Genomic DNA, 11,715 nt, shown 5'->3' on the forward strand with positions numbered 1-11,715 from the left:
TAACGATGGTAGAATATTTTGAAAAAGCGGGGCGACCCGGCAAAGTTTTGAAGCAGACGCCGGTTTATCACGGCCCGATTTTTGACTTAGTTAAACAGGAAATTGAAACGCCAGACGGCTTGAAAGTCGAACGGGACTTGATCGACCACGGCAACGCCGTAACGATTTTGGCCATCACCGCGGATGACCGCGTCGTGTTGGGGTCCGAGTACCGGGTCGGTCGCAATGCCGAAACGATTAGTTTACCGGCCGGCTTGACTAACCCGGGTGAGGACCCGCTGACGGCGGCTAAGCGCGAATTGCGCGAAGAGACTGGCTACATTGCCCGCCAGCCGCGGCTAATGACTAAGATTAGTTCTTCGGAAGGCTTTACCAACGAAACGGTCAACTTGATTTTGACGCATATCGATCCAAGCGAGCACGGCGAGAAGCACTTTGACCACGACGAGTACGTCAATACCGCGTTGGTGCCGCTCACCCAAGTCATTGACTACTTGAAAACCGGGCGGATTCATTCGGCGCAGGGCGTCTGCGCGTTGACTTGGTACCTCAACTTTATTCGCCCGGAGGAACGGGCATGAACTTAACCGAAAAGTTTCGTTACATGGCGACCGGTCAACCTTATCAGGATCAGGACGCCGAATTAGAAGCGCTGCGGGACACCGCAACGGATAAAACCAACGCCCTTAACGCCACCACCGACCGGACGGAGAAGGAACGGCTGCTGCGTGAGTTGATCGGGTCGGCCGGCGTGGCGCCGTTTGTTAACCCGAATTTTCGGGTCGAATTCGGCCGGAACGTCCACGTGGGCGACCACTTCTTTGCCAACTACGACTGCGTCTTGTTGGACGGCGCACCAATTAACATTGGTGACCACGTGCTGTTTGGACCGAAAGTTGGTTTGTACACGAGTAATCACATGATTGACCCGCAGGCACGTGTCGCGGGCGGTTGCGTGGCAAAACCGATTATGATTGGCGATTGCTGTTGGTTAGCGGCGAACGTCACGGTCTTACCGGGAGTGACAATCGGTAAAAACACGATAATTGGTGGCGGGAGTGTCGTGACCCACGATATTCCGGCCAACGTGTTCGCGGCGGGGAATCCGTGCCGGGTATTGCGACCGGTGACGGTGGTCGACCGGACCGGGTTTACCGGCGAAGACTTTAAATTAACGTCACTAAAATAATTTTAAAAACTAAAAAACTGGTTGCCAGTCATTGCTGGCAGCCAGTTTTTTTCACGCTTGATCGCGGTAGGCGTCAATCCCCGCCGTTAGCTTTTGAACGCGAAAGTGCCGTAGTTGACTGGTCACGATGCGCAGGTCGTCGCCACTTAAAAACAGGTTATCCTTGAGGGCACTGTAGCTAGCTAAGAAACCGGGCGTGACCGTAATCGTCACGTACTCGACTTTGAGCGGCAGCGTGCCGTAGTCGGTTTGCTGGTGGTAGGTGACGTCACCGATTTTAATGGTACGGATGTTTGACCACGGTAGGTGAATCCGTTTGTGCCGGTTTAAGGTTCCGTAGTAGTAATCAATGCCGTCAGCGGTGACCGCCAGTACCACCGGATCACCAAGCAACCGGTAGCCAGCAATTACCAGTACGGCAATGCCAGCCAACCCTAGGACCAGACCGAACAAGTGCAGCAGCCAAGAAAAGGACGGGCTCAGATTGAGAGCGCTGCCGACCAGTAATAGGCCGGCCCCCAACGTACCGTTGGTCAGTTGGGCTAAGCGGGAATAGTGAAATTGGTAGCGGGTCATTGTTTTCGCCTCACTTTAATTAATAGTTTACCGTAAGTTGACACGAAAATACTTGGAAACTGTGACGTCCCAACATTAATTCACGGTGGTGCTATTTAACGTGGATTCCGTTAAAGTAGGCGGCTAGGTTAGCGGCTTGGTAAAGGTTGACGGTCATGCCGCGGGCCATCGCAGCTTCTAAGTCGAGCCGGTCGAAGGAACAGCTGCTGAGGTCGACCCCCTTTAGTTTCGTCTGGTTAAAGGCAACTTTGTCTAATTGACAATGGTCGAACTTAACGCGGGTGAAGTGGTCTTGCATGATGCTGGCATCGGTCAGCGCACATGCCGTAAAGTTGACGACCTTCCATTTCATTTCGCAAAGAATGGCGAGGTCGAGCCGGCACTGGTCAAAACTGACGTTGTTGAGGACGGCTTTCGTCAAGTCGACGCCGATTAATTTACAACCCGTAAAGCGGGTTCGGAAAATGCTGGCGCCCTCGAAGTGGCAGTTGGAAAAGTCACAACCGTCGAAAATGACGTCGGTCAATTCGAGGCGTTCAAAAGTCCGCCCGCTAAAGTTCACGTTTTTAAAGTAAACCTGCTCGAGCATCGGGTGAACGATCGGTGTAGCGGGAATGGTCGTATTTTCGACGCGACAGTGACTGAGTAAGTGGTCATCATCCTGATAAATTTGCTCAAAGTCCGCCGCAATTAAGGTTGCGGGGGCTATACGTGGTTGGTCCAATAAAATCATCTCCAATGGTTAAAGGATACCAAGTTTCGTGATTAGTTAAATGAGAAAAAACTAAGCCGCTTAGTTGATCAAAATGGGATTGGCCCGGGCAATCCCGGGTGAATAATCCGCAAAAGACGCCTGGGTCACAATGATGGGCCTAATTTATCACTAAAATTTTAGAAATCACCGGTTCAATCTATTTTAGCCCACCGTAGAAGCCGTCAGGACAACGGTTGTGAGCTGAGTGTTGGTTTGGTGGACGTGCAGGGTCAAGTAGGCAAAAAGCTGTCGGCAACGCCGACAGCTTTTTGAATTTACTTTGAATTTTGGGTCTTCGGTGGTAGCGCATCCCCGAAAAAGGCGTTAACGACCCGCTCGCTGGCGTGGCCGTCTTCCCAGTTATTGAACCGGTGACTGAAGCGTTGGTAAGCATCGGCATACTCGCGCTTCAACGCGGGTAAGTCGTGTAGTGCGGCCATGACATCGTCATTGGTTTTTAACAGTGGGCCGGGGAGGTCGGTTGTCATATCAAGGTAGAATCCCCGTAATACGCCTTCGTACTTTTCGTAATCGTAAACAAAGTATAAAATCGGTCGCTTAAGAATAGCGTAGTCGAAGAAGACGCTAGAATAATCGGTAATCAGTACGTCAGAAATTAAGTAAAGTTCTGAAATGTCGTTGTAACTGGATTCATTAAAAACAAAATCGCCAAAGCCAGTTGTATCCAAGTGTTCAGTGATGAAATAGTGGGTTCTTAAGACTAGGACGTAATCGTCACCGAGCTCCCGCCGTAAACGGGCAATGTCTAATTTTAAGGTGAATTTATAGTTACCGACACCGTAGTAATCATCGTCGCGCCAAGTCGGGGCGTACAGAATGATCTTTTTATCCAACGGAATACCGAGCTTTTGCTTGATGGCTTTCGCCCGGGCGTCCTTATCTGGTGCGTTGAGAATGTCATTGCGGGGATAACCTGATTTCAACATCCGTTCCTTCGGGTACATGAAGGCGTGCTCGAAGACGTCGGCTGAAAACTGGTTGGCCGTGATCAAGTTATCCCATTGGCGTGACTGGTGGTAAAAGATTTGTTTGTACAGTGGGTTGGCACTAGCCACGTTGTCCATATCAAAGACCAAGTGCTTTAACGGCGTTCCGTGCCAGGTTGACAGGAACTTGGTTCCCGGCCGCTTAACGAACCATTTAGGTTGGCGCATGTTGATAACCTGAAATTTAGTTGTGGCTAAGTAGTACATGTAGCGCCAGCCGAACCGTTTAACCACGATGGTGTTCGGGTTGTGTCCCGGGTTGGGGGTGACGCCCTTATTCATGACCCAGACGTGCTTAAACTGGCCAGGATAGGTGGCCTGTAAGTATTCGTAAATCGCCTTGGGGCTATCCGAATAGTTGCGTCCCAGAAACGATTCGTAAAAAATCGTTTTGGGCTTAATTGGCAACTTCGTGAACCACCACTGGTATGCCAACTTGGTGCTTCCCCGGCCGCGGTGACGAATAACCCGATTTAACTCGCGTAACCGAACGAGCTGGTTAATTGCTCGTTGCGGGCATTGCCCACGTCGCTTGATTTTTATTAAAATTCGTCGACTTTGACCGTGAAGGGTTTGCTTGATTAAGTCGTCCGGAATTTGTTACAACAAATTTTGCAAGGTTGCCATTAGCTCGTTGACTTGCTCAGTAGCTACCGTGCGGGTGTGGGTTGCTAACGCGGCGTATAGGTAACAGTGCAAACGGTGTAGGCTGCGAATACTGATGGCGTTGAAGCCGGCAGAACCGGGTTCAAGTTGGGCTAAAGCGGCTTGCCAGTCCAGCACCCGTTTTGTCCATCGTTGCGGGTCATCGAGTTGATGAACGGATGGTGCGTTAATGGGATCGTTATGCTTAACACGAACGTAAGATGGCTTACTTAAGCGCAACGTACTAGTGGTTAAACGGAGCACGTTTGCCATGAAGGCACCGTCGGGGTACAACGTGTTTTTTTCATCAAACTTCAAATCGTGGTCATTGACCAGTTGGCGTGCAACGATTTTACCGGTGACTTTCAACTGGCGGTTGATGCCCGTCCAACGTTGATTACCGGTATGTTCATAATAACGATGTTGTAACCAGTTTAAAACGACGGGATCTAGTTGTTGGGCCTGTGGAATGATGGCATTAGTGGCCATGCTAACGACGTGCCGTTTCGGCCGTTGACGCTTCAAGCCGCCCCATTTAGGCATGTCATCCTGAGCGTCACTGGTTTGGTGACTGGTTAAAAACGCGTCGTGGGGTTCGTAAGTTGGGTACTGGTTCAAATCGTATAAGGTCGCCTGTGAGCGAACCGGGATAATGGCTGCGACTTCACTCAGTGCGGCTGGTAGCAAGTAGTCGTCACTATCGATGAAGACTAACCAGTCGCCAGTTGCAGCTGCTATTGCAGCGTTTCTAGCCGCACCGATCGTTGTCGGTTGAAATTGGATTTGGCGAATTGGAAACGGGGCTTGCCAAGTCGAACTCGTTAAATCAAGTGGCTGATTGCAAGCAATTAGCCATTCAAAGTTATGGGTGATTTGGCGATTCAAATTCTCTTTAAGTGCATGTAACTGGGGTAATTCAGTTGGCAAGCAGGGGGTGATTAAACTGTACAGCATATAGATTCCTCTCTAAATCGTAACGATTAGGCTTCCATTTCGGGTGTCCGTTCTAACTGATTCGCTAGTTTTTGGCGCTGCGTATCAGTTAGGGGGGCGTCAGACTTATCATTAATTAGTTTTTTAAGTTGTGACCGGTAGTATTTCAGGTATTGTGGTTGCCAATCGGGAGTTAACGGCACGGTCAGCGCGGCTTCTAACTGGGCAGCCCACTCTAGCGGAACGGTATGGAACCAACTTGTTAACTGAATTGTTGGAACGTGAAGGCGGATGATTTCCGTTTGTTGATTTAAAAGTTGCAAGTTTTGTGATACGGCTGCTAGTGGGTAGGTCGTAGCTAACTGGTCAGCGGGTAAGATGATGCCAGTTGGCCGGAGCCGCTGGGATAGGTATTTAAAACTCTTTAGATTACCTTGAAGCGAATAGTTTTGTAGCCCCCAGAGTTGCGGCCAAACGTTTTCAGCGTTGCTCATGCGTAAGTAGGTATCTAACAGGAGATTGTCCGTGTGCCGGGCGAGGTAACTTTCTGCTTGCTCGGTAACCGGTGTGGCAGTATTGAAAGTCGCTAAGCTGATGGCGGTGTGCGGGTGTTCAGTTAGAACGCTTTGCCATTGAGCAATCGCGCCGGGGAGTAGTCGATCGCTGGGACACAAGTTAAGGACGTAGGTTGTGGCACTAGTGGGCCATTCGGTCGTTGGGTTAGTGACGAGTGCCTGACGTTGCTCATCGGTTAAAGCTTGCGCTAGGTCATCGGCTAGCTGAATTTTAACGTTATCTGTTTGCTGGTGCCTAATCGACTGAACTAATTGATTCAGATTATTCCAGTCGAATGGCTCGACGCTCACGATGTTAATCAATAATTGCATCTATAATTTCTCCTAAAAAATTAAATTATAAATATATACGTCTTCATTAACGCACAAAGCCGGATAACTGTAAAGATAATAAACAAACAATATTATACATACTTGTTAGATTCGCGGTATTTAATGGACATAAAAAACGATCAAAACTGCATAAAATTTCCAGTTTTGATCGTTTTAAAATATTAAAATAAAAATTATAAATCGAAATACTTTTCGAGGTAGACCGCAACCCCGTCGGCGTCGTTGCTAGCCGTCAAGGCGTTGGTAGCCGCTTTAACTTCTGGAATAGCGTTTTCCATCGCAACGCCGACCTTAGCGGCGGTTAACATCCCGAGGTCGTTTTCTTCGTCACCAAAAGCCATCAGGTTCTCAAAGCTTTCACCGAAGTGCCCCAGCAGTGCTTTTAGCCCGCTGGCTTTATCCGTGTGCGGCGGTAAAAATTCGAGCAACGTCCGCCGGGAAGGCACCACGTGAAAGAAGTCGGTAATGGTTGCCGGGAGGGCTTCCTGAATGGTTTTGGCGTCCTTGCCGGCACTGACGATCTTACCAAAACGGTCGTCGGCGGGCAGGTCGGCAAAGGTCACGTTTTCAAACGGCATCAGGCCGTTCATAAATTCTTCGTAGGGTGACTTACCGAGGTCGGTCAGGGAATAGACCCGTTGTAAGTCGATCACGTCCAAGTGGAAACCCTGGGTCTTAGCCTGTTCAAAGAGCGGTTGCAAGTCCGTTTTCGAAACGCTGGTCCGGGCTAATACGTCGTTAGTGGTATTTTGAATCACCAGACCACCGTTGAAGGTGATCGAGTAATCGTCGGCCTGGGTTAGCGCCAGTTGTTGTAAGAAGGGCTGAATCGCCTTGATCGGTCGGCCGGTACATAAGATGATCCGTTTGCCGGCGGCGTGTAACTGCTTGAGTGCCCGTTCGGTTCGTGGCGAAATCGTTTTTTCTGAAGTTAACAAGGTGTTATCTAAATCTAACGCAATGGTGGTAATCATGTGCATCCCGCTTCCTAACTAATTGAGGTTTAAAATTGATTTGATGGTCGTCCCCATCGCGGCTGGGTCGGTCACGCGTTTATGGCGGACTGGCGCCGTACGTAAGGCTTCAACGGTTGCCGGAATTGGGGTTTCAATCAACGCGTGTAGCTGGTCGACCGCACTTAACCCGTCGACCGTTACCGGGGCGCCGGTAATCGCCGTCAAAACGGCGTGGGGGAACTTGTACGGGCTGGCCGTCGAGACGATGACCATTGGCCGTTCGTCGCGGGTCGCTTGGCGGTACTGGTCAGCCACCGCCGTTGCGACCGCCGTATGCGGATCAATGGCGTAGTGGTGCGCATCGTACAGGTGGTGAATGGCGGCTTGGTCCTGTTTCTCGGTCACGAAGCCCGCCCAGAAATCGGTCAGGTTGGCGCGCATCGCCGGGCTGATCGTGTAGCTGCCGTTCGTCTGTAAGTCGGTCATCAAGCGCTTAGTGGCGACCGGGTCGCTACCGGTTAAGTAGAAGACGAGCCGTTCCAAGTTGCTGGAGACCAAAATATCCATTGACGGTGAACTGGTTAAGTAAAATTGACGGTTCTTGTCGTACGTGCCAGTGTTGAAAAAGTCGGTCAAAACGTTGTTCCGGTTCGAGGCACAAATCAGTTTGTGGATGGGTGTCCCGAGTTGTTTCGCGTAATAACCAGCTAAGATGTCGCCAAAGTTACCGGTCGGTACGCTAAAGTTGACGCTGGCACCGTTCTTGATCTGTCCCTGGTGAATCAATTGGGCGTAGGCGTAGACGTAGTAGGCCACTTGCGGGAACAGCCGCCCGATGTTGATCGAATTAGCACTGGAAAATTGGAACTGGTGGTTGGCGAGTTCGGCGTGGAGCTGGGAATCGTTCAATAGCTCCTTGACTTTGGTTTGGGCTTCGTCAAAGTTACCGTTGATGGCAACGACGTAGGTGTTATCCCCGACCTGGGTAACCATTTGCTGCTTTTGAATGGCACTAACGCCGTCTTTCGGGTAAAAGACGATGATCTTGGTCTGTTCGACGTCGGCAAAGCCAGCCATGGCGGCCTTACCGGTATCACCGGAGGTCGCGGTCAGAATCACCACGTCGCGGTCCAAATGATTTTTCTTGGCTGCGGTGGTCATCAGGTGCGGTAGGATTTGGAGTGCGAGGTCCTTAAACGCAATTGTTGGTCCGTGGAATAGTTCTAAGTAGTATTGTTCACCGTGTTTCGTGACCGGTACGATGGCCGGATCATCGAACTGATCGCCGTACGCCGCGTCGATACAAGCGTGCAGTTCGGCATCGGTGTAGTCGGTGAAAAACAGTTTTAAAACCTCGTAGGCAACTTCGGGGTAGGACATGGTGGCGAGCTGGTCGAAGTCGAAGTTGGCTTGGGGCAGTTCGAACGGGACAAAGAGGCCGCCGTCCGGGGTCAGCCCCTGTAAAACGGCTTGTGAACTAGTCATGGTGTGGCTTGCAGTTTCACGAGTACTGCGATAGAGTGTTTCCATGGATGAACGTCCTTTCAATGTGATTTTGATTAAATGATACACTAAAATGCCATTCAACGGGTGGTTTTTTCATTAATCAAGTTGAATTGGTTATCATAATGAAGTTAATGGTTACGATAATTGTAACCGGTTTCTGGAGGAGTGAACAACATGATATTAGCTGGAATTGACCACCGTCCCGAAAGTGAAGACGTCGCCGTAGTGGCCGACCACCAAGTGATCATTCGCGTGAAGACGGCTCTCGATGACATCGATAAGGTTGAAATTCGGTACGCGGATATGTACCTTTGGCAGGAAGGCACGCCGATGCAGACGACAACGATGCGCCAGGACTTGGCGACGCAAAGTAACCAGTACTGGTCGCTACACGTCACGGTGCCGACGAACCGCCTGATTTACGGTTTTCGCATCACGGATCGTGCGGGTAAGACGGTCGGTTACGGTGACGACGGCTTTTTTGACGATACGACCGATAATTGGACGGTTGCGGGGCACTATTTCCACCTGCCTTACCTACACGTCAGTGACGCCGAACTGCCACCGGCCTGGGTCAAACAAACGGTGTGGTACCAAATATTCCCAGAACGGTTTGCTAACGGTAACCCCCAAAATGACCCGGCAACGGTCGCACCGTGGGGCAGCGGGCCGGTTAACCGCGACTCGTTTTACGGTGGTGACTTACAGGGGATCACGGCGCACCTGGACGACCTTCAAGACCTCGGCGTTAACGGGTTATACCTGTGCCCAATCTTTACGTCGCCATCGAACCACAAGTACGACACGGTCGACCACTTTGAAATTGATCCGCACTTTGGCACCAAGGCTGATTTTAAAGCCCTAGTTGACGGCGCCCACGCCCGCGGAATGCGGGTCATGTTGGACGCGGTGTTTAACCACTTTGGCGCCGAGTCGCCACAGTGGCTGGACGTCGTGGCAAACGGGCAGCAGTCGCGCTTTGCCGACTGGTTTCACGTTCACGGTTGGCCGGTGGGACGTGATTCCCAGACGGGCCGCTTGAATTACGAGACCTTTGCGACCGGGGCGGAAATGCCGAAAGTTAACACGCAAAACCCGGCGGTTCAGGATTACCTGATCAGTGTGACCAAGTACTGGATCGAACAGTTCGGGATTGACGCTTGGCGTTTCGACGTGGCTGATGAGGTCGATCACGGCTTCTGGCGGCGACTGTGCGGTGAATTACGGGCCGTTAAACCGGACGTTTATTTACTCGGCGAAGCTTGGCACAGCAGTCAGGCCTTGGTCGGTAATGGCCAGTTCAACGCGGTGATGAACTACCCGTTGACGACCCCGATTACCGCACTGTTTAACCACACGCTGAGCCCCGCGACCTACGTGGGTAAGACAAACTTACAGTTGAGCCAGTACCGTTGGCCAAATCAGCAGGTGATGTTTAACGCTCTGGATACCCATGATACGCCGCGGCTGCTGACCACTTTGCACGGGGACTTGGCCGCGACCCGCGCCGCGTTAGCGTTACTAATAATGCTTCCGGGAAGTCCGTGCTTGTATTACGGAACCGAAGTGGCCTTAGCCGGTGGCGCGGACCCGGATAACCGGCGCTGCATGGATTGGCAGCCGGACGCGACCGAGGCGGCCATGCGCGACTTTGTTAAGACGCTGATTGCCTTTCGCAAGCAGCACGCCGATTGTTTGGAAAACGGCACGATTAGCTGGCAAACGACGGCGACCAGCGTGACGTTGATCCGGCAGTCGGCGCGGACGACGCTGACCGCCCACTTCAATTTGGGGGAGACGGCGCTGACGATAGCCGACGCAACGCCAAAACTTGCTAACGGTTGGCAGGATGGCCAGCTCGCCCCGCAAGGCTTTATGATTGAATAATTTGAACAAAATCCCCGCTAAGCGATTGCTTAACGGGGATTTTGTTGGTTTAATCACGAAACTAAACCAGTTAGTTGAACTTTATTTTGCGGGTGCCGGTTTGATAGCCCGTCCCTGGATGAATTCAATCACAATCAGGACAACGTAGCAGATCAACGTGATGCCCAGCAGGTTGGTGGTGTCGACCGTGCTGGAGAACCAGTAGTTTTGCCAGTCGGGGTTGTTGAAGACCCACCAAACCAGTAGGCCGGCAAGCAACCCTAAGGTATTCATAATTGCAATAAAGAAAATGTTGCCGTTTTGTTTTTGGCTTGCCCAGTATGCGGATAAAATGGCCATCCACACACCCCAGACAATCAGGCCAACCACTACGACCCAGTAAATCAGCGATGCGATCATCGGTATTCCTTCTTTCTACAAGTTGATACCCTTATTTTACCATGAATTCGGTTACATGGGGAGGGGCGGGTGATTTTTTTCACAAAATCCGTCAACTAAATTTTAGCGGGCATTTTAACGGGATTACTTGTTATTTAGCCCGGAGTTATTTACAATTAAACCATAATCACGCATTAGAGAAAGGGTTGGCCTATCAATGACTTCTGCTTGGAACTGGATTGGAATCATTGCTTGGATTGTTGTTTTAGCACTGGTCGTGTGGGTATTTCATAATATTCGCGTGCGCCGGATCAAGATGATCGTGGAGCGTAAGCACACGTTTGAATGGCAAAGCCTAGCCATCACGGTCGGTGAACTGATTGTGAGCTTCGGTCTGTTGATTGGCATGGGTTACGTCACTTTTAATCACCAGGTCGATCTTCAAGACAAGAAGGCCGTCAAGGTGACGTATAAGTACGAACCAATGGTCTTGCAAGTGGGTGCGGACGGCGCGTCTTCGTATTACATGGCCGTTGATCGTGGGACGACCAAGAAGCCCGTTCACATTTACCATTACTGGGTTAACGGGGCCAAGTACACGGTCTCCAGTAATAAGGCGACCGTGGTCAGCAGTTTGAAACAGGTCAAAATTGCGGATGCGGGGATCCCGTGGTCACAAAAGGCATTGGCAAAGCAGGACCGCGCGCACGAACGGGCCTACGTCGTCAAGATGACGGCCACTTACCAACCGTCCTTTATTAATGGCTTGGGGATTCACGTGGGTCACCAAGCGATGACCCGCTGGCTGATTCGGGTACCAGCGCAGTCATTTATTAACACGACGGACATTCAAACGGAATAAGGATTAAATGAATTCGGCTCTTTGTCAACCGGTGTTGATGAGGACTAATTTGAGAATCCAATTCATTTACGAATTGGGTTCTTTTTTGTAATTTTGATTTTAAATGAGACTTGA

The 11,715-nt window shown here is 50.8% G+C and carries 12 protein-coding genes; 4 read left to right on the top strand and 8 right to left on the bottom strand.

Annotated features, from left to right (window positions below):
• The first annotated feature begins 5 nt into the window (after window positions 1-5).
• Window positions 6-581: an NUDIX hydrolase gene (locus FFM82_RS11360; RefSeq protein ID WP_170178287.1), complete on the top strand. Its 576-nt coding sequence runs from the start codon at window positions 6-8 to the stop codon at window positions 579-581.
• Window positions 578-1,189: a sugar O-acetyltransferase gene (locus FFM82_RS11365; RefSeq protein ID WP_137645930.1), complete on the top strand. Its 612-nt coding sequence runs from the start codon at window positions 578-580 to the stop codon at window positions 1,187-1,189. Before FFM82_RS11360 ends, FFM82_RS11365 begins: the two co-directional genes overlap by 4 nt.
• 51 nt (window positions 1,190-1,240) lie before the next feature.
• On the opposite strand, the gene FFM82_RS11370 is transcribed toward FFM82_RS11365, so the two are convergent.
• The 7 genes from FFM82_RS11370 to thrC all read right to left on the bottom strand — a co-directional run bounded on the left by FFM82_RS11370 (window position 1,241) and on the right by thrC (window position 8,498).
• Window positions 1,241-1,765: a YdbT family protein gene (locus tag FFM82_RS11370; protein ID WP_137645931.1), complete on the bottom strand. Its 525-nt coding sequence runs from the start codon at window positions 1,763-1,765 to the stop codon at window positions 1,241-1,243.
• Between the two features lie 91 nt (window positions 1,766-1,856).
• Entirely contained in the window at window positions 1,857-2,489 is a 633-nt protein-coding gene (locus FFM82_RS11375; protein ID WP_225425696.1) for a pentapeptide repeat-containing protein, read from the bottom strand.
• A gap of 305 nt (window positions 2,490-2,794) precedes the next feature.
• Window positions 2,795-3,961, bottom strand: a complete 1,167-nt coding sequence (locus FFM82_RS13780; RefSeq protein WP_225425698.1) for a CDP-glycerol glycerophosphotransferase family protein — start codon at window positions 3,959-3,961, stop codon at window positions 2,795-2,797.
• Window positions 3,962-4,126: 165 nt separating this feature from the next.
• On the bottom strand, window positions 4,127-5,125 hold the full coding sequence (locus FFM82_RS13785) for a glycosyltransferase family A protein (protein ID WP_225425699.1): 999 nt from the start codon (window positions 5,123-5,125) through the stop codon (window positions 4,127-4,129).
• Between the two features lie 26 nt (window positions 5,126-5,151).
• Entirely contained in the window at window positions 5,152-5,991 is an 840-nt protein-coding gene (locus FFM82_RS11385; protein ID WP_137645932.1) for a hypothetical protein, read from the bottom strand.
• A gap of 194 nt (window positions 5,992-6,185) precedes the next feature.
• On the bottom strand, window positions 6,186-6,986 hold the full coding sequence (locus tag FFM82_RS11390; protein WP_137645933.1) for a Cof-type HAD-IIB family hydrolase: 801 nt from the start codon (window positions 6,984-6,986) through the stop codon (window positions 6,186-6,188).
• Window positions 6,987-7,004: 18 nt separating this feature from the next.
• Window positions 7,005-8,498 carry a threonine synthase gene (gene thrC / locus FFM82_RS11395; protein ID WP_137645934.1) on the bottom strand — a complete coding sequence of 498 codons (1,494 nt, stop codon included), beginning with the start codon at window positions 8,496-8,498 and terminating at the stop codon, window positions 7,005-7,007.
• Window positions 8,499-8,648: 150 nt separating this feature from the next.
• Here thrC and FFM82_RS11400 point away from each other — a divergent pair, with 150 nt between their 5' ends.
• On the top strand, window positions 8,649-10,361 hold the full coding sequence (locus FFM82_RS11400) for a glycoside hydrolase family 13 protein (RefSeq protein ID WP_137645935.1): 1,713 nt from the start codon (window positions 8,649-8,651) through the stop codon (window positions 10,359-10,361).
• An 81-nt stretch (window positions 10,362-10,442) separates the two neighbouring features.
• Here the strand turns inward: FFM82_RS11400 and FFM82_RS11405 are convergent, their stop codons facing one another.
• On the bottom strand, window positions 10,443-10,760 hold the full coding sequence (locus FFM82_RS11405; RefSeq protein ID WP_137645936.1) for a hypothetical protein: 318 nt from the start codon (window positions 10,758-10,760) through the stop codon (window positions 10,443-10,445).
• 196 nt (window positions 10,761-10,956) lie between these two features.
• On the opposite strand from FFM82_RS11405, the gene FFM82_RS11410 reads away from it, so the two are divergent.
• Window positions 10,957-11,601: an LVIS_2131 family protein gene (locus FFM82_RS11410; protein ID WP_137645937.1), complete on the top strand. Its 645-nt coding sequence runs from the start codon at window positions 10,957-10,959 to the stop codon at window positions 11,599-11,601.
• The last annotated feature ends 114 nt before the right edge of the window (window positions 11,602-11,715 follow it).

Source organism: Lactiplantibacillus plajomi, assembly GCF_005405405.1.
Taxonomy (GTDB): Bacteria; Bacillota; Bacilli; order Lactobacillales; family Lactobacillaceae; genus Lactiplantibacillus; species Lactiplantibacillus plajomi.

Excerpts from the sequence above, each read along its gene's own strand:
- FFM82_RS13785 (WP_225425699.1), bottom strand. The coding sequence starts at position 5,125 with ATGCTGTACAGTTTAATCACCCCCTGCTTGCCAACTGAATTACCCCAG.
- FFM82_RS11390 (WP_137645933.1), bottom strand. The coding sequence starts at position 6,986 with ATGATTACCACCATTGCGTTAGATTTAGATAACACCTTGTTAACTTCA.
- FFM82_RS11370 (WP_137645931.1), bottom strand. The coding sequence starts at position 1,765 with ATGACCCGCTACCAATTTCACTATTCCCGCTTAGCCCAACTGACCAAC.
- thrC (WP_137645934.1), bottom strand. The coding sequence starts at position 8,498 with ATGGAAACACTCTATCGCAGTACTCGTGAAACTGCAAGCCACACCATG.
- FFM82_RS11385 (WP_137645932.1), bottom strand. The coding sequence starts at position 5,991 with ATGCAATTATTGATTAACATCGTGAGCGTCGAGCCATTCGACTGGAAT.
- FFM82_RS11400 (WP_137645935.1), top strand. The coding sequence starts at position 8,649 with ATGATATTAGCTGGAATTGACCACCGTCCCGAAAGTGAAGACGTCGCC.
- FFM82_RS11405 (WP_137645936.1), bottom strand. The coding sequence starts at position 10,760 with ATGATCGCATCGCTGATTTACTGGGTCGTAGTGGTTGGCCTGATTGTC.
- FFM82_RS11410 (WP_137645937.1), top strand. The coding sequence starts at position 10,957 with ATGACTTCTGCTTGGAACTGGATTGGAATCATTGCTTGGATTGTTGTT.
- FFM82_RS11365 (WP_137645930.1), top strand. The coding sequence starts at position 578 with ATGAACTTAACCGAAAAGTTTCGTTACATGGCGACCGGTCAACCTTAT.
- FFM82_RS11360 (WP_170178287.1), top strand. The coding sequence starts at position 6 with ATGGTAGAATATTTTGAAAAAGCGGGGCGACCCGGCAAAGTTTTGAAG.